The sequence below is a fragment of the Bradyrhizobium sp. UFLA06-06 genome, from assembly GCF_054820065.1.
In genome coordinates this window covers 1-16,503 of sequence record NZ_JADFUD010000058.1, presented here as the reverse complement: position 1 = coordinate 16,503, position 16,503 = coordinate 1, and the positions used below count along the sequence as shown (strand labels likewise).

19 protein-coding genes are annotated in these 16,503 nt (G+C 64.3%); 9 read left to right on the top strand and 10 right to left on the bottom strand.

The window, feature by feature from the left end; genetic code table 11:
- Window positions 1–245: 245 nt before the first annotated feature.
- Complete coding sequence (locus IF803_RS33400) at window positions 246–1,451, bottom strand: LLM class flavin-dependent oxidoreductase (protein WP_461195037.1); 1,206 nt, start codon at window positions 1,449–1,451, stop codon at window positions 246–248.
- A 218-nt stretch (window positions 1,452–1,669) separates the two neighbouring features.
- On the opposite strand from IF803_RS33400, the gene IF803_RS33395 reads away from it, so the two are divergent.
- Window positions 1,670–2,779 carry an ATP-dependent DNA helicase gene (locus IF803_RS33395; RefSeq protein ID WP_038382266.1) on the top strand — a complete coding sequence of 370 codons (1,110 nt, stop codon included), beginning with the start codon at window positions 1,670–1,672 and terminating at the stop codon, window positions 2,777–2,779.
- Window positions 2,780–2,784: 5 nt separating this feature from the next.
- On the opposite strand, the gene IF803_RS33390 is transcribed toward IF803_RS33395, so the two are convergent.
- On the bottom strand, window positions 2,785–2,982 hold the full coding sequence (locus tag IF803_RS33390; RefSeq protein WP_461195035.1) for a hypothetical protein: 198 nt from the start codon (window positions 2,980–2,982) through the stop codon (window positions 2,785–2,787).
- A gap of 50 nt (window positions 2,983–3,032) precedes the next feature.
- Between IF803_RS33390 and msrA the strand changes: the two genes are divergently transcribed.
- The 4 genes from msrA to IF803_RS33370 all read left to right on the top strand — a co-directional run bounded on the left by msrA (window position 3,033) and on the right by IF803_RS33370 (window position 5,184).
- Complete coding sequence (msrA, locus tag IF803_RS33385; protein ID WP_461195034.1) at window positions 3,033–3,749, top strand: peptide-methionine (S)-S-oxide reductase MsrA; 717 nt, start codon at window positions 3,033–3,035, stop codon at window positions 3,747–3,749.
- A 146-nt stretch (window positions 3,750–3,895) separates the two neighbouring features.
- Entirely contained in the window at window positions 3,896–4,309 is a 414-nt protein-coding gene (msrB, locus tag IF803_RS33380; protein ID WP_028343489.1) for a peptide-methionine (R)-S-oxide reductase MsrB, read from the top strand.
- 195 nt (window positions 4,310–4,504) lie between these two features.
- Window positions 4,505–4,669, top strand: a complete 165-nt coding sequence (locus IF803_RS33375) for a DUF3309 family protein (protein WP_016844323.1) — start codon at window positions 4,505–4,507, stop codon at window positions 4,667–4,669.
- A gap of 224 nt (window positions 4,670–4,893) precedes the next feature.
- Complete coding sequence (locus IF803_RS33370; protein WP_016844322.1) at window positions 4,894–5,184, top strand: hypothetical protein; 291 nt, start codon at window positions 4,894–4,896, stop codon at window positions 5,182–5,184.
- A gap of 112 nt (window positions 5,185–5,296) precedes the next feature.
- On the opposite strand, the gene IF803_RS33365 is transcribed toward IF803_RS33370, so the two are convergent.
- The 5 genes from IF803_RS33365 to IF803_RS33345 form a co-directional block, all read right to left on the bottom strand.
- Window positions 5,297–5,860: a DUF4112 domain-containing protein gene (locus IF803_RS33365; protein ID WP_461195032.1), complete on the bottom strand. Its 564-nt coding sequence runs from the start codon at window positions 5,858–5,860 to the stop codon at window positions 5,297–5,299.
- A 94-nt stretch (window positions 5,861–5,954) separates the two neighbouring features.
- On the bottom strand, window positions 5,955–6,323 hold the full coding sequence (locus IF803_RS33360; protein WP_024582951.1) for a Crp/Fnr family transcriptional regulator: 369 nt from the start codon (window positions 6,321–6,323) through the stop codon (window positions 5,955–5,957).
- A 374-nt stretch (window positions 6,324–6,697) separates the two neighbouring features.
- On the bottom strand, window positions 6,698–7,132 hold the full coding sequence (locus tag IF803_RS33355) for a DUF5413 family protein (RefSeq protein WP_028343492.1): 435 nt from the start codon (window positions 7,130–7,132) through the stop codon (window positions 6,698–6,700).
- Between the two features lie 198 nt (window positions 7,133–7,330).
- Window positions 7,331–8,878 (bottom strand): hypothetical protein, encoded by a 1,548-nt coding sequence (locus IF803_RS33350; RefSeq protein ID WP_461195030.1) that lies wholly within the window; start codon window positions 8,876–8,878, stop codon window positions 7,331–7,333.
- 35 nt (window positions 8,879–8,913) lie between these two features.
- Window positions 8,914–10,206 (bottom strand): adenylosuccinate synthase, encoded by a 1,293-nt coding sequence (locus IF803_RS33345; protein WP_253590922.1) that lies wholly within the window; start codon window positions 10,204–10,206, stop codon window positions 8,914–8,916.
- A gap of 348 nt (window positions 10,207–10,554) precedes the next feature.
- Here IF803_RS33345 and ybaK point away from each other — a divergent pair, with 348 nt between their 5' ends.
- Window positions 10,555–11,037 carry a Cys-tRNA(Pro) deacylase gene (gene ybaK, locus IF803_RS33340; RefSeq protein ID WP_028343495.1) on the top strand — a complete coding sequence of 161 codons (483 nt, stop codon included), beginning with the start codon at window positions 10,555–10,557 and terminating at the stop codon, window positions 11,035–11,037.
- Between the two features lie 53 nt (window positions 11,038–11,090).
- Here ybaK and IF803_RS33335 read toward each other — a convergent pair whose 3' ends face one another.
- From IF803_RS33335 to IF803_RS33325, 3 genes are read right to left on the bottom strand one after another with little or no spacing between them, the layout of a single operon-like run.
- The gene (locus IF803_RS33335) at window positions 11,091–11,309 is read right to left on the bottom strand and encodes a hypothetical protein (RefSeq protein ID WP_461195029.1); all 219 of its coding nucleotides are present in this window, start codon (window positions 11,307–11,309) and stop codon (window positions 11,091–11,093) included.
- 38 nt (window positions 11,310–11,347) lie between these two features.
- On the bottom strand, window positions 11,348–12,712 hold the full coding sequence (locus IF803_RS33330) for a cytochrome P450 (RefSeq protein WP_461195028.1): 1,365 nt from the start codon (window positions 12,710–12,712) through the stop codon (window positions 11,348–11,350).
- On the bottom strand, window positions 12,672–13,328 hold the full coding sequence (locus tag IF803_RS33325; RefSeq protein ID WP_080583207.1) for an acyl-homoserine-lactone synthase: 657 nt from the start codon (window positions 13,326–13,328) through the stop codon (window positions 12,672–12,674). The genes IF803_RS33330 and IF803_RS33325 overlap by 41 nt, the downstream gene beginning before the upstream one ends.
- A gap of 78 nt (window positions 13,329–13,406) precedes the next feature.
- Here IF803_RS33325 and IF803_RS33320 point away from each other — a divergent pair, with 78 nt between their 5' ends.
- The 3 genes from IF803_RS33320 to IF803_RS33310 all read left to right on the top strand — a co-directional run bounded on the left by IF803_RS33320 (window position 13,407) and on the right by IF803_RS33310 (window position 16,334).
- Window positions 13,407–14,180 (top strand): helix-turn-helix transcriptional regulator, encoded by a 774-nt coding sequence (locus IF803_RS33320; protein WP_411784396.1) that lies wholly within the window; start codon window positions 13,407–13,409, stop codon window positions 14,178–14,180.
- 412 nt (window positions 14,181–14,592) lie between these two features.
- Window positions 14,593–14,979 carry a hypothetical protein gene (locus tag IF803_RS33315; RefSeq protein ID WP_283068129.1) on the top strand — a complete coding sequence of 129 codons (387 nt, stop codon included), beginning with the start codon at window positions 14,593–14,595 and terminating at the stop codon, window positions 14,977–14,979.
- Between the two features lie 422 nt (window positions 14,980–15,401).
- Complete coding sequence (locus IF803_RS33310; RefSeq protein ID WP_461195026.1) at window positions 15,402–16,334, top strand: DMT family transporter; 933 nt, start codon at window positions 15,402–15,404, stop codon at window positions 16,332–16,334.
- Window positions 16,335–16,503 lie beyond the last annotated feature (169 nt).

Genomic DNA, 16,503 nt, shown 5'->3' with positions numbered 1-16,503 from the left:
GCGCGAATGAAGCTGTCGAGCACCGCACAAAAATAGCGATGCCAGCACTTCGGTGCCGGCATCGCGCGTGCCGTTTCTTTTAAGGCGCGGATCGCGCGTAGCGAATTATTTTCCTCACGGAAACGCGAGGTCGCTGTACAGAAGCGTTTTCGAGCGAAGTGGGTACCGGTTCGCGTAAAAAAACGCGTCCAACAAGAATCTGGAACATCGGCTCTGATTATCAGAGCCGATGCTCCAGCAATCGATCAGCCCGCGGCGGCAGCTTTCGACCCGACATTGACCGCGAGTTTACCATAGCGGTCCGTGAACGCCTGGGTGTCGATCTCCTCGAGCTGGATCGAGCCGTCCAGCACGCCCTTCTTCCAGGCATCGTGCTCGGGATCGTGCTGGAACTCCGGCATCACCTCCTTGGCGAACAGCTCGAGCGACTCGCAGATGTGCTCATGCGTGTTCTTGCCGGCCTGGTTGAGCAGGATCACCTGATCGATATGCGAGGAACGGAAGCGCCGCAGCTTCTTGCGCAAGGTCTCGGGCGAGCCGATCAGGCCGCCGCGCAGCGCGGCCTCCTGCGCCTCCGGATTGTCGCGCTTCCACTTGTTGTACTCGTCCCACATGTTGACGGTGCCGGGCGCCGGCCGCTGCCGGTTCTGCGCCTGGCCGTAATAGCGCAGCGCGAACTGGAAGAAGGTCGCGCCGTCGGCGCGCCGGCGCGCTTCCTCGTCGGTCTTCGCGCACATGAAGAACGAGACCAGCGCCATGTTGGGATTGATCTCGTAGTCGGCGAGCTTCTTCAGCCGCTTGGTGATCGCGTTGTAATAGGCGTGCACCCAGGCATGCGCCGCCTCGGCGCTGACGAACTGAAAGCCGAGCGCGCCAAACCCGTTCTGCCCGGCGCGTTCGATGGTCGGCAATTGCGAGCACGCCATCCAGAGCGGCGGATGCGGCTTCTGCACCGGCTTCGGCACGACATTGCGCAAGGGTATATCGAAATAGTTGCCGTGATGCTCGGTGCCGACCTTGGTGAACATCGGGAAGATCGCCTGCACGGCTTCCTCGAACACCTCGCGCTTGGTCTCCATGTCGCGGCCGAACGGCGTCAGCTCGGTGATCGAGGCGCTCTCGCCCATGCCGAACTCGCAGCGGCCATTGCTCAAGAGATCGAGCACCGCGACCCGCTCGGCGACGCGGGCCGGATGATTGGTGGTGAGCTGGAAGATGCCGTGGCCGAGCCGGATGTTCTTGGTGCGCTGGCTCGCGGCGGCAAGGAAGGATTCCGGCGCCGGCGAGTGCGAATATTCCTCGAGGAAGTGGTGCTCCACGACCCAGGCGTAGTCGTAGGCGAGCCGGTCGGCGGTTTCCAGTTGCGTCAGCGCGTTCTGGTAGAGCCTGAGCTCGTCGCCGTCGTTCCAGGGGCGCGGCAATTGCAGCTCGTAAAAGATGCCGAATTTCATGGAGTCACTCCCAAGGTCGCTTCCTCGACCACGTGTCGTGGTCCCGACCGCTTGTTGTTTTGGGGCAGTCTAGTGGCGCCCCGGATCAAGTCTAGCCTCGGGGGCGAAACCCCAATTCCGCGCAGCGGGAGACGGCTTGATCGGAACGCATGAATGTTTAGCTTGTGCTGGCCTGAGTCGCGGCGCTATCGGTCGCGCGCTCACGCTTCCGAAAGCTCATGACCACCTTCACGCCGCATCAGGACACTGCGCTGAAAGCCGTCGCCGACTGGCTGAAGGCCAAGCCCGGCCAGAATGGCACGCCGCCGGTGTTCCGCCTGTTCGGCTATGCCGGAACCGGCAAGACCACGCTCGCCCGCCACATCGCCGAAGGCGTCGACGGCGAGGTAAAGTTCGCGGCCTTCACCGGCAAGGCGGCGCTCGTCATGCGCAACAAGGGCTGCGACAGCGCCTCCACGATCCATTCGCTGATCTACCGCGCCCGCGAGTCCGGCGTCGAGCAGCCGAGCTTCGAGCTCTGGGACGACGCGCCGGCATCGAAGGCGAAGCTGATCGTGATCGACGAGTGCTCGATGGTCGATGCCGAGCTCGGCCGCGATTTGATGTCGTTCGACTGCCCGCTGCTGGTGCTCGGCGATCCCGCGCAATTGCCGCCGATCCAGGGCGGCGGCTTCTTCACCGATGCCGAGCCCGACGCGATGCTGACCGAGGTGCACCGCCAGGCGCAGGACGATCCGATCGTGCGGATGTCGATGGATATCCGCGAGGGCCGCGAGCTCGAGATCGGCCGCCACGGCGAGAGCGAGGTGGTGTCGCGCAAGGAGCTCGATCCGGACCGCGTGATGAGCGCCGACCAGGTGCTGGTCGGCCGCAACAACACCCGGCGCGCCTACAACATGCGGGTGCGGCAGCGGCAGAACATCGAGGATCCGCTGCCGGTTGCCGGCGACAAGCTGGTCTGCCTGCGCAACAACCGCAAGAAGGGCCTGTTCAACGGCGGGCTGTGGCGGGTCAAGGCGCGCGCGCAGTCGAAATCCAAGATCATCACCATGCGCGTGATGCCGGACGAGGATTTCGGCTACAAGGTCACCAAGGTCTCGGTGCGCGGCGAATGCTTCGATGGCGGCGTCGAGGGCGTGCCGTGGGAGCAGCGCAAGCCCTATGACGAGTTCGACTACGGCTATGTGCTGACCGTGCACAAGTCGCAGGGCTCGCAATGGGACGACGTCGTGCTGTTCGACGAGAGTTTTGCATTTCAGGACTCGCGCGCGCGGTGGCTCTACACGGGGATCACGCGGGCAGCGAAAAGATTGAGTATCGTCGTTTAAGGTTGTCATTCCGGGATGGTCCGAAGGACCAGACCCGGAATCTCGAGATTCTCGGTGCGCAATTGCGCACCTGAGGGTTCGATGCTTTCGCATCGCCCCGGAATGACGTTCTCCTTCTCACGAAACCGTGTGGCCGGCGCCGTAACAAAACGCCCCCTCGCCCGTATTTTGAAGCGTCGGAGCTGCCCGGCCTGATTGGCCAATGGCGGCTCCCGCTCTAGACTGGCCCCACTTGCGATCCCACGAGGAACCCATGCCCAAAAGCTCCCTCAGCCGCCTCTCGCTTTGCGCCGCCGCGATCGGCGCGCTGGCAGTCACAGCTTTTGCCGTTGCGCCCTCGCTTGCCGCCGAGGACGCCGTGATCATCCCGCCGCCGGCCGCGAGCGCGCCGGAAACCGGCATCAAGACCGCGGTGCTCGCCGGCGGCTGCTTCTGGGGCGTGCAGGGCGTGTTCCAGCACACCGCCGGCATCGTCAGCGCGGTGTCCGGCTACTCCGGCGGCAGCAAGGCAAACGCCGATTACGAGAAGGTCTCGACCGGCACCACCGACCATGCGGAATCGGTCGAGATCAAGTACGACCCGCAGAAGATCTCCTACGGCAAGATCCTGCAGATCTTCTTCTCCGTCGTGCATGACCCGACCCAGCTGAACCGGCAGGGCCCGGATTCCGGCACGCAATATCGCTCGGCGATCTTCACCACCAGCGACGAGCAGAAGAAGGTTGCAGACGCCTATATCGCCCAGCTCAACGCCGCCAAGGTCTACAAGAAGCCGATCGTCACCAAGGTCGGCGCGCTGGAGGCGTTCTATCCGGCGGAGGGCTACCACCAGGACTATCTGACGCTGCACCCGAACCAGCCCTATATTGCCTATAACGACATCCCGAAGGTCGAGAACCTGAAGAAGATCTTCGCGGAGACTTACATCGAGAAGCCGACGCTGGTGGGCAGCACCAAGGTCACCAACTGACGGAACAATCACCGTCATTGCGAGCGAAGCGAAGCAATCCATAGTGCCGCAAGCGGATAGATGGATTGCTTCGTCGCTTCAGCGCAAAATTGCCTTGCAATTTTGTCGCGAGCTCCTCGCAATGACGATCAAACCGAGGAGGTTGAATGTCCGATACCAAGACCGACGGCAAGGTCCGCAAGAGCGAGGCCGAGTGGCGCAAGGAATTGACGCCGATGCAGTACGCCGTGCTGCGCGAGAAAGCGACCGAGCGGCCCTTCACCGGCGAGTACGAGCATGATCCCCGCAAGGGCACCTATGTCTGCGCCGGCTGCGGGCAGACGCTGTTCGAGTCCGACCAGAAGTTCGATTCCGGCTGCGGCTGGCCGAGCTTCTCCAAGCCCTCGGTCGAGAGCCATGTCGACGAGGAGCGCGACATGAGCCACGGCATGATCCGCACCGAGGTGCTGTGCTCGAAATGCGACGGCCATCTCGGCCACGTCTTCAACGACGGCCCCGGCCCGACCGGCCTGCGCTACTGCATCAACTCGGCGGCGCTGAAGCTCGACGAGAAGAAGTAACGCCGCCCACCACGCCGCGCCCCACGCGACCAACAGGCCGGTCGCGCGGGGCTTCGTTTTGGCTCCGGCCCCCGCAACATCCTCGTGATCGGCTGACGGCCTTAACGACTCGCAGGCCGGAATGTGCTTTGCTCGGTGTTCGCGGGGCCGTAGGCGTCTCGCCGTGCGGCTGCCGCCTGTTCTGAGGAGGGCGCCATGTCGCTTGGACTGATCCTCATCATCCTTCTGCTGATTATCCTGCTGGGCGGCTATAGCGGCCGAATTCGCGGCTATGGCTATGGCCTCGGCCACTCCGGAATGGGCCTTTTCGGGGTGATTTTGATCGTGGTCGCGATCCTGGCCTGGCTCGACAAGATTTGAGCGCCATAAGTCATTGAAACAAAATGACTTATCTGGCCGGACCCCGTGCTATGCGCGGATTCAGCATGTGCCCTGTCAGGGGCTCTTCTGGGGTCGCATTTTTGTCAAAGAGGCCTATATTAGGGGTCGAAATGACATGTACGGCGCGCCGCCGATAATAGGCCGCCGTCCCCCAAAATCCCTTTCGCAACGCCAACTGAAAAGAACACAAGAGGTCGTCGACCATGCGTCCCCTGCGTCCGTTCAACTATAACACATCCGCCGAACTGTTCCCCGCCGCGATCCGCAAGAAGAAGCGGGCGGGTTTCGCCTACCGCCGTTTCGGCACCGCTGCCGAGGCCGTGCAGTTCGCGATGGAGCAGCTGCCGGCGGACTCGCTGAACGGCGCCTATCTCCAGGTCGAGGAAGCCCGTTTCGACCAGAACGGCATCCGCTCGCTCTATGAGAGCGAGGCCTTCCCGCTGCCGCGTCGTCCGCGCCCGGCCGCCAGCCAGACCGACGCTGACGCCGCATAAGCTTTCTGCTCTTCGCCCAACGAAAAGCCCTCGGATCGATCCGGGGGCTTTTGTTTTGAGAGGGATTTATTTGCGCATGATCTGACGGAAAACCGCTGCACACTTTTCCGGATCATGCGCGCCTCGGCTGCTTGTCGAGCCAGCGCCGCAGCATCCGCACATTGCGGATATTGGCGCGGAACATCACGTCGAAGGCATCGCCCGCCACCGGCACCATGCCGATCACGCCGTCGACGGCGACGTTGGCGAGCATCCGCGCGGTGATGTGCCAGGGCGCGCCCAGCAAGCGGGCCTCGCGCACCAGCCACAGCGAGATCGCGGTGGTGATGATATCGCCGACCACGGGGATCAGGCCGATCAGCCCGTCGATGCCGTAGCGCACATTGGTGCCCGGCACGATGAAGGCGACGTCGAGCAGCTTTGCGACCATCTCCAGCCGCTGTAGCCGCTCCTCGCGGGTCAGATTGCCGAACGGATTGGCGGTGGAGTTGCGGAAGTCGAACTGGAAGCCTTCCTGAAAGGCTCCCTGAAAACCTTGGAACTGCGGATGCAGCGGGCCATCGGCGAGCTCGCGCCCGTCCTGGTCGATGACCTTGCTGCGCGCCTGCGCGCCGCCAAAAGGCGGCCGCGATCTCGCGGCGTGGGGCGTGAAGATGTCGTCCTCGGGCATGGCCATCACATGGTAACGCAGGCAGGCGGTTCAAGTTGCGTCACATTACCACTGTGTCACCTTCAAGGCCTGTCACCTCGAGGCTCTGCCGTGCTCGCGTTCAGTAGACGCCCTTGTTCATGGTTCTCAGGCGCTGCGCCAGCGTCCGCATGACCTTCAGGGCAAAATGCGGCGTCTGGCTCACGAGGAAGAGAAACTGCTTTTCCGAGACCGGGACGAGCTCGACATCCGTGAGCGCCGTGGCGGTCGCGCTCCTCGGCTCGTTGTCGATCAACGCCATCTCGCCAAAGATCGTGTCGGGCGCCAGATCCGCCATGGTCTTGTTGCCGACCTGAATGCGCACATAGCCGCTCTTGATTACGAAGAGCTCGTTGGCCTGCTCGCCCTCGCGAAAAATAATGCCGCCGGCTCGGACCAGGCGCGTTTCGATACTGTTGCCCGTCAGAAGGCTGAAGCTTGCATCTGCCACTCGAAATTCCTTTCCCGAATCCGGACGCAGACCCCGTACGTCCCGGCCGTCTGCAGCGACGGCTGAAATAAATGCGCGAACACAGAATACAGCAGGCCCGAGATCGGCACCGCCGCTGCCCCGGGCGGCTGCGGGTCGCGAGGACGACGCGGGCATGACATTGGGACTACGTTTGCGTGACGATGATATGACAGTTATGTGAAGTACGCTGGCCGTCCGGCCGTCTGGTGCGCGGACAAGACTACCGCAACGGGTAATCTATTCCGCGCCGTGCGTTAAGCGCGGCCCTGTCCGATCCCGATGCGATCATTCGCCGTTGAGCCAGAACTCGCCGATCGCGATTTCTGCTTTTCCCTTGGTAAAGAGTTAGACGCCTAGTGCTGCGAAGCCGGCTGCGCCGGCGCGTGCAGCTCTTCGGCATATTTGTGCGCCAGCCAGGACGTGATCACGCCCGGGATGAAGCCGACCATTCCGTACAGGATGAATTGCACCGCGCCGCTCTCGGAGCCGTGCGAGGCGTAGGTCAGCGCGGCGCCAACGAACGCCACCGCGCCGACGAGCAGCATCCGCACCACCGGCGCGATCCGCCTCACATGCATCAGGATGTCGTCGATCGCACCGAACATCAGCGACGGCACGATGCCGAACAGATAATTGTATTGCAGTGACTTCACGAACACGACGAGCAGCTTGGTCACCTCGCCGCCACTGGTCTCGGTCCAGTAGCCGGACTGATAGGTGGTCATGAGCAGCAGCAGGAAGCCGCCGATGAACGGCCCGATGGCTGCGAAGATCAGATAGCGTTTCATGGCGTGCCCCTGCCCGACGTCAGCCAAGTGTAACGCGGTCGCGCGACGGTTCTAGGGAAAAATCGAAAGCTGCGGCGATGTTCCGGAGTTCTGCGCGTCGAATGCGCTGCAACAGCCGCTGATCTTGCTGCGATACGGAATCGCCCGGACGAAGCCGGGCGATGACATTGCTGGCAACCGAGGCGAGAGCTAAGGCCGCTACTCACCCCACGCGGCGAACGCCTCGTTGAAGGCGCGCTCGCCGGGGGCGCCCTTTTCGATCGCGATGATGGCGCGGCGCTGGTTGGTGTAGACCAGCGGCACGTCGAACCACGAGCGCTCCTTCAAGAGCTGCAGGTTGCGCGAGCGGTCGGCGTCGACATTGGAGAGGCCGACCAGGAAGAAGCCGTCGGTGACCTTGACCGCGAGCCCGGCCAGCGGCGTGCCGCGCGCCTGCTCGTTCGACTTCATCAGGATGCCCGGCACGTTGCCGACGCCGCCATTGGCGAAGTCCTGCGGCAGGATGAAGGTCAATTCCGCGGTATGGCTCGCCGGCAGCGATGAATCGGTGTTGCGGCGGAACGACATCGTCATCTTGAACTTGCGATCGGGGATGTCGATGTCGGCGCGCACGGCGATGTCGGGCTTCTGGTTGCCCGATCCCTTGACCTGCTCGGTGCGCCAGACCACCGAACCGACATACTGCTTGCCCTTCGGATCCGACGGATCCTCGTCATACAGCACCACGCGCTGCGCCACCGGGGCGACCGTCTCACCCGACGACGAGGGCTGGCCGACGCGGTCAGTGATCTTCTTGCTCGCAGGCGTCGACGCGGCATCCTTCGGCGCCTCGACCGGGGCCGAGGATTTGAACAGGCTGCTGACAAGGGTCATGGCCTGCTGCCGGAACAGGATGCCGGTGCCGACCAGGATCAGCAGGATGCCGATCACGATCGCGGTCTTGAACGGGAACATCGACCCGACGCGCGGCGGCTTCTTCGGCTCGCGCTCGCCGTTGCCGGCCCGCGACCGCTGCGGCGGCGGACCCTGCGGCGGCTGCGGGGTGTAGCGCTCGGCCTCCTCGATCGACTCGTCGTAGGAATACGGCGCCTCGGGATCGCCGCCGCGATTCTCCAGGCTCGGCTCGAGCCGGTCGAATTCCGGCGAGGGCGACGGCACGTTGGCGTAGGTCTTGCGCGCGTTGCGGCTGGCTTGCGCCGCGGCCCGACCGAGATCGTCGGCATCGGCGGTGATGTCGCGGAAGCCGCGCACGCCCGGCGCGGCCGGCGGCACCGGCGACGGCGCGCCTTCCGGACCGCGGCGGGGCGGGCCCGGCCGGGCCGGCGGCGCCTGGGTCTCGGGACCCGGCGGGTTCTGCGGCCGCGGCGGGACCGGCGGCGGCGCATCGGGGCGCAAATTACGCGGCGGACGGGGTTCGGCCGGGGGCCGCGGGCGCGCGGCAGTGTCGGTGGGGCCGGCCTCGGGCGGCCGGGCATTGGCGCGGCTGCCGCGGGCAGCGGCCGCGCCACCGGGACGCGACGCCTCGCGGGCGCGCTGCGCGGCCTCGGACTCGACCTTGCGAACCGCCTCTTCCAGCGACAGCCGTTCGCGGGTGATCTCGGATTCGGAGAGCGGCGGCTGCACGCCGCGGAGCTGCTGGATCAACGCCGTTCGCGCCCGCGCATACAGCGCACGGCGGGCTTCGCCGGGGGCGTTGGGGTCCAATCCGGCGATGGCGCGGGCGATCAGCGGGTAGTAGTCAGCCATTTCCACACAATTGGAGGGATATAGGTAATATCCCGTTAAGCCTCGAACGGATTCTGTACCAGAATAGTATCTTCACGCTCCGGGCTGGTGGACAGCAGGGCGATCGGACACCCCACCAGTTCTTCGACCCGGCGAACGTATTTGATGGCCTGGGCCGGCAGATCCGCCCAGGACCGCGCATTGGCCGTCGGCTGCTTCCAGCCCTCGATGATCTCATAGATCGGCTCGACCCGGGCCTGTGCGCCCTCACCCGCCGGCAGATGGTCGATTTCCTTGCCGTCGAGCTTGTAGCCGATGCAGACCTTGATGCTGTCGAACCCGTCGAGAATATCGAGCTTGGTCAGCGCCAGCCCGGCAATTCCGCAGGTGCGGACAGTCTGTCGCACCAGCATGGCATCGAACCAGCCGACCCGGCGCTTGCGCCCGGTATTGACGCCGAATTCCTTGCCGCGACGGCCGATTTCCTCGCCGATCTCGTCGTTCAGCTCGGTCGGGAACGGACCCTGGCCGACCCGGGTGGTGTAGGCCTTGCAGATGCCCAGCACATAGCCGACCGCGCCGGGGCCGAGGCCGGTGCCGGTCGCGGCCTGCGCCGCCACCGTGTTGGACGACGTCACATAGGGATAGGTGCCGTGGTCGACGTCGAGCAGCGCGCCCTGCGCGCCCTCGAACAGGATGCGCTTGCCCTCGCGGCGCTTCAGGTCCAGGAGCCGCCACACCGTCTCGGCATAGGGCAACAGCTTCGGCGCCATCGCCGACAGCTCGCTCAGGATGCTCTTGCCGTCGATCTCCGCGAGGTTGAGGCCGCGGCGCAGCGCATTGTGATGCGCCAGCAGGCGTTCGATCTTGTGCGGCAGGGTGTCGAGGTCGGCGAGGTCCATCAGGCGGATGGCGCGGCGGCCGACCTTGTCCTCATAGGCCGGGCCGATGCCGCGGCGGGTGGTGCCGATCGAGGTGATGGCGTTACCGGATTCGCGCAAGGCGTCGAGCTCGCGATGCAGCGGCAGGATCAGCGTGACGTTCTCGGCGATCCGCAGATTGTCCGGTCCGACCGCAACGCCCTGCCCCTTCAGCTTGGCGACTTCGTCGAGGAAGGCCTGCGGATCGAACACCACGCCATTGCCGATCACCGCGAGCTTGTTCGGGCGCAGCACGCCGGAGGGCAGCAACGCCAGCTTGTAGGTCTCGCCATTGATCACGAGCGTATGGCCGGCATTGTGGCCGCCCTGGAAGCGCACGACGATGTCGGCCTGTTCCGACAGCCAGTCGACGATCTTGCCCTTCCCTTCGTCACCCCATTGGGCGCCGACGACGACAACATTGGCCATTGCGAAGATGTTCCCTTCAGGTGTTTTCAGACCATGATCGCGGCGAAAACGCGTCCGCCCACAGCGACCTGCATTGATATGCCCAGCCTAAATCGCGGCGCCCGGCCGCGCGCACGCAAGGCGCCTACCGGATAAAGGAAGCGGATCGGCTGCGCAAGCAAGAAGGGGCCTGTTTACGCCTTTTAGACGAGCTACAACCCTTTGATATCCCCATTAAATTCCATGCTGCGCCCGGCCGCGCCGGGCTGGCGGGAATTTAATGTTACGGCAACGTGACGCCAGACGTGCTGCGGATTGATCGCAGCTCTTATTACGGCGATCATTCACCTAGATTAACCGGCAGGGTCCATGCCCAATTCGACACAAGCGACGATGGCGCTGCGCAAGCTCGGCATTGCCTTCAAGCTTCACACCTATGTCTACGATTCCAGCGCCGAGAGCATCGGGCTGCAGGCGGCCGAGGCGCTCGGCGTCGACCCGAACCGCATGCTCAAGACGCTGATGGCGGAGGTCGACGGCAAGCCGGTCTGCGCCGTGGTGCCGTCCGACTGCGAGGTCAGCATGAAGAAGCTTGCCGCCGCCCTTGGCGGCAAGTCGGCCAGGATGATGCGCCCGGCCGATGCCGAGCGGCTGACCGGCTATCATGTCGGCGGCATCAGCCCGTTCGGCCAGAAGAAGAAGGTCCCGACCGCGATCGACGAGACCGCCCTCACCCACGTCACCGTCTTCGTCAATGGCGGCCAGCGCGGCCTGCAGATCGAAATCGATCCGAACGACGCCGCGCTTGCCGCCGGCGCCATGATGAAGCCGCTGGTGGCGACGCAGGACTGAACCTGCGCAAGACTGATCCTACGCAAGACTGATCGGAAGACCGATCGCCGCGATCAATGCGAGGACTTGTCCCTCGTGAACTCCGCGCCGACGAAGTCGGACAGACCGGATAATTCCTCCGCCGAAATATCGTTGACGTTGAGCCGCAGCTGCATGATCGCGAGGTCGAGCAGATGCGCGGCGAAGCTTGCGCCGGCAGCCCTCACGATGCTGCGCTGCTCGATCAAGACAGCGATGACGTCGCGCAAACTGCGCACTTGCACTTGATCCATGGCCCTTTGCCCGGCGCTGGCCGTTGTTAGCTGAGTTGTCATTGGGATACCGATTGTAGTGTGCTGATGGACGCCGCACCCACGGCTGGGATGTACGGCAGATGCTCGGCTTCCTCGCCGAGATGCGGGATGCGCGAGCGCGTCTCGCGGATTTCGATGTCGATGGTCATCGGCGGGGGAATCAGCGTCACCGAGGCTTTCGGCCACGGCGCCGGATTCGGGCTGACGCCGGTGAAGCGATAGGCCGCGGCGATCTCGAGCGCGAGCAGTTGCAGCTCGAGCATCGCAACCCCCATCCCGGCGCAGGCGCGCGGGCCGGCGCCGAACGGGATGTAGGCGTCGGTGTTGTAGCGCCGCGTCATCAGGAAGCGGTCCGGATCCTCGAAATGCCTGGGATCGCGCTGCAGCTGCCAGGGGCAGATCAGAAGCGAGGTGCCGACCTTGAGATCGCGCCCGCCGATCGTCACCGGCTGCATCACCTCGCGCGAGAACCACCAGGCGCTGGGATAGAGCCGGCAGACCTCCTTGACCAGCGTCGCGCTCAGATTGGCGCGCTTCACCGCGTCAAGTCGCAGCTCGCCGTCGTCGCCGAGGCACTCCGCCGCCTCGTCGGCAATCTCGTCCATCAGGGCGGGATCGGCAGCCATCTGGTAGAACATCCACGCCGCAGTCGAACCTGTGGTGTGATGGCCGGCCAGCAGCAATGTCAGGATCTCGTCCTCGAGATCGCGATCGGTCAGACCGAGCGCCTCGAGATCGCGCAGCGCGCTGCTCGAGCCCGCCTTGCGGCGCAGGCGCTGTACCACCGTCGACATGGCAAGCTTGGCACAGACCCGGTTCTTGCGCCGCCGATACCAGGCCACCGGACCGAACGGCAACGCGCGGAACATCTCTTCCGCCAGATCGTCCTCGATCGCACCCACGGCCTGAACCAGGGCTTCCTCGTCGCCGGACGACATCACCTGGGAGCCGAAGATCGCGACGCAGATCGTCCGCAGCGCCAGCATCGCGGTGACATGGTGCGGATCGAACGATCCGAGCCGCGCCAGGCTGGCGCCGACCGCGCGGATCTCGGCGCACATATGCGGCAGGAATTTCTCGACGCTGCCCTTGGCCATGTGCTTCTGCAGCACCGCCCGCCGCCGCTTGTGCTCCTCGCCGCTCAGCATCAGCGAGCTGCGGCCGAGCACCGGCGAAAGCTTCTTGATCAGCTTGCCCTTTCCGATGTCGGTCTCCGGCGCCTTCAGGATCGGACGCAGCAGATCGGGATCGTTCACCAGGAAGACGGGCGCAGGACCGAGCCGCAGCGGCACCAGCCCCGGCGCGGACTCGTTGCCGCGCGTCAACAGCAGACGCAGCGGATCACGCTGGAATGCTCGAACGTCCGAGAACATGTGAGGCATCGTGGATCTCCAATTGCCGTCCAAGGTCGAGGAATTTGGTCAGGCCGGGATTGGCGGCGAGACCGAGCGGGATTTCTCCGGCGAGCGCCGTCAGCGGGCGGCCCATGCGATCATTGCCGATCACCTGCGGCGGGCCGTAGCGGCGGGTGCGGATGTCCATGCGGGTGAGAAAACGCTCATAGGAAAGGTCGGCCAGCGCCACCAGCGCCTTCGCTCCGCGCAGCTCGGCGAAGCGGAACATCAGCGCATAGGTCACGCGTGCGGTCTGCGACCTCGCGACACCAGGCAGCACGCCGAAGCGGCTGATCTCCCAGGCATCGCGACGGCTCGGAAAGCGGCGCACCGCAAGCTGCGGGAAGACCGACGCGGTGAGGTAGGGATAATCGGTGCGGATCGCCCGGAAGCCACCGACGAGCTCGACGCCGGAGAACAACAGGCAGTGCTCGGTATACCAACAGTCGAACTGATCGCGTTCGGCATCCCCGACCGTGGTCAGAAGCCAGCCGCAATGATCGACGAACAGGCGTTTGCGCAGCCGCAACATCGCCCCGACATGCGCCGGATCAAGCTCTTCCCTGGTGATGAGTGCATGATAGCCGTCCAATAAATGCGGCATTATCCCTTCCTCCAAATGCGGAACATCTGGAACGAAAGGGGTTAACTGTGGTACCCCCGGAAACCGGGGGTTTTAGTAATGGGCCTGGTAGACGCGATTTCGACCATCGAGGCGTCGGATACCATCGACGAGCTCAGCTCGTCATTGCATCGCGTTGTCCAGAATTACGGCTTCTCGGGCTTTGCCTTTGTCGATGCCGGCCGGCCCGACCTCGATCTGCCCTATCATATCGGCACATTTCCCGACGCCTGGAAGCGGGCGTATGTGCAGAACGAGTTCGTTCATGCCGATCCGGCGCTGGCGCGGTCACGACGCACCAACACGCCGTTCAGCTGGAGCAGCCTGAAGCTGCCGGAGCGAAGCGGACGCAAGCGACCGCCCGAGGTCAAGACGATGGACGCCGCCCGGGAGTTCGGATTCAAGGACGGCTTCGTCGTGCCGTTCCACTATCGCGACCGGCTCGGCGCCGTACATTCGAGCTCGACGGTGTTCTTCTGGGAAGACGAGCGGCGCGACTTCGACAAGCTGTTCGTCTGCCATCGCCATGAACTGCATCTGTTGATGATCTACTGGGTGCAACGGGCGATGGATATCGTCAACCGCGACCAGCGCAACGCGCCGACCATCCTCAAGCCCGCGGACGCCGCCGAGACCATCAAGCTCACCGGGCGGGAGAAGGAAGTGATCGCCTGGGCGGCGCGCGGCAAGACCGTGGCCGACACCGCGCAGATCCTCGGCATTTCGCCGGAGACGGTGGAAGGCTTCATCAAGCAGGCGCTGCGCAAGCTCGAGGCTTCCAACAAGACCCACGGGGTAGCCAAGAGCATCGCGCTCGGGATCATCGATTTGTGAGCGGCGCCGCGCAGCCATGGCGGTGCTCCCGGGGCTGCCGCCATGCCGACTGCATCGCCCTGCCAGGACCAAACACCGCGATCTGTGGCGCGGTCACACAGCCGGGTTGGGTTCGTCTTCCCGGTCGCCCCCTGATTGCATTCGCGCACGGTCTTGATAATAAGGCCAGGGCCGGATGACGCTGACGCGCGCATCCCAGACCAGGGTGCGCACTCCGGTGCCCGTCCGGCGCGACTGCCCGGCTGGCGTAAAGACGCGGATCATCCTGCACGTTGCCCGGTACGGCAGGACCCGTCGTCCAGCCGCATGATCCGTAGAAGTCCCATCGCGACGAACCGCTGGTTCATTTGCTACCAACTTTCGTAGCGGAAATGCTGTCCACGGACCGAGCTGGAGATGGTCTGAACGCATCATGAGCACATCACAGGACGACCAGATCGACCAATTGGTGCAGGCGCGCTGGCGCGCAATCGGGCTGTCGCAGGCGGATCTCGCCGCGATCCTGTGCGCCGGCGCCTCTCTGCAAAAGAACGGCGTCGACGGCACGGTGAAAATCGATACCGGTCGCCTGGCGACCGTCGCCGAGATGCTCGGAATCGCCGCCGACATCCTCAATCGCCGGCCGGTCACGGCAGCGCCGACGCAAGCCGGGCAGACGGCGGAATCGCTGCAGTCCCTGCTCGAACTGCGCATGCTGCGGGTGTTTCGCGACGTGCAGGACCCCGACACCAAGCGGATCCTGATCGAACTCGCCGAGCAGATCGTCAAGCGCCAGACCACACCGCCGGAGACCGGCTAGGGCGGGATAAGTCTTGGTTGAATCGGCTTGGCACGATCTCGGTTCACCTCTCCCCGTTGGGGAGAGGTCGGATTGCGCCTGGCGATGCGAAGCATCGTCCAGTGCAATCCGGGTGAGGGTTCTTGCTCTCTCGATAGAGCGTAACCCCTCACCCGATTTGCTGCGCAAATCGACCTCTCCCAAGGGAGAGGTGAACTTCCGATGCCGCCAACCTTGTCTCATCAGGCCTTAGAGGCGCACGCCGGCCCGAGCAAAGCGCCGCCATGTTGCCTCGGTGAAGGGGTCTTCGCGCATGGTCGCGATGCGTCTATCCCCATTGATGGAATGGCGGAATCCGTGTCTGTGATCCGAGCCGGGGAGATCCATACCGGCCCGGCGGTGCCAGCCGGGCAGGCCGCGGCGCTGCGAACCCGGGCCCTTTTATGTCTGCCTCCGATTCCACCACATCAACGCCTGCGGCCGGCTCCTGGATCGCTAACCAGCCCTATCTGCTGCTCTGCATCACCGCGACGTGCTGGGCCGGCAATGCGATCGTCGGCCGCCTCGCCGCCGGCCACATTCCGCCGGTGACGCTGTCGTTCCTGCGCTGGTCGGCGGCCTTCCTGATCATCCTGCCGTTTGCCTGGAAACACCTCGTCCGCGACTGGCCCGTGATCCGCAACAATCTCGGCATCATGGTGCTGATGTCGATCACCGGCATCAGCGCCTTCAACACGCTGCAATACTGGGCGCTGGAGCACACCCAGGCGCTCAACACGCTGCTGCTGCAATCCGCGGCACCGCTGGTGGTCGCTCTGTGGTCGCTGATCCTGCTCGGCGCACGGCTGACGCTGGCGCAATTGTTCGGCGTGCTGCTGTCGCTCGCCGGCGTGCTGGTGATCCTGCTGCACGGCGATCTCACGACGCTGTCGAAGATCGAATTCAACAAGGGCGATCTGATCTTCATCGTCGCGTTGGTGATCTTCGCGCTGTATTCGGTGCTGACCCTGAAGCGGCCCAAAATCCACGGCCTGTCGGTCGCCGCCTTCACCTTCGGCTGCGGCGCGCTGGTCCTGACCCCGCTCTACATCTGGGAACTCGGCGCGCGTCCGGTGATGCAGCTCACGATCAACAATCTGCTGTCGCTGTTCTATGTCGCGGTGTTCCCCTCGACACTGGCCTATCTGTGCTTCAACCGCGGTGTGCAGCTGATCGGCGCCAACCGGGCCGCACCGTTCTTCCACATGGTTCCGGTGTTCGGCACCATCATGTCGATCGTGTTCATCGGCGAGCATCCGCAGGCCTTCCACTTCCTCGGCTTCGCGCTGGTGCTGGCCGGCGTCTTCGCGGCGTCGCGGAAGCAGTCGGCGGCGTGACTGCCGGAAGAGCACGTCTCCATCGTTCCCTCTCCCCGTTCTTACGGGGAGAGGGTCAGGGTGAGGGGCTCGCTCCGCGAGGACAGCGAGAGACTAAAGCGGGATGGGTTTAGGTTGAATCGATTTGGGATTCCCAAATCAGTGTGTTTCTGATTCACCATGCTGGCTG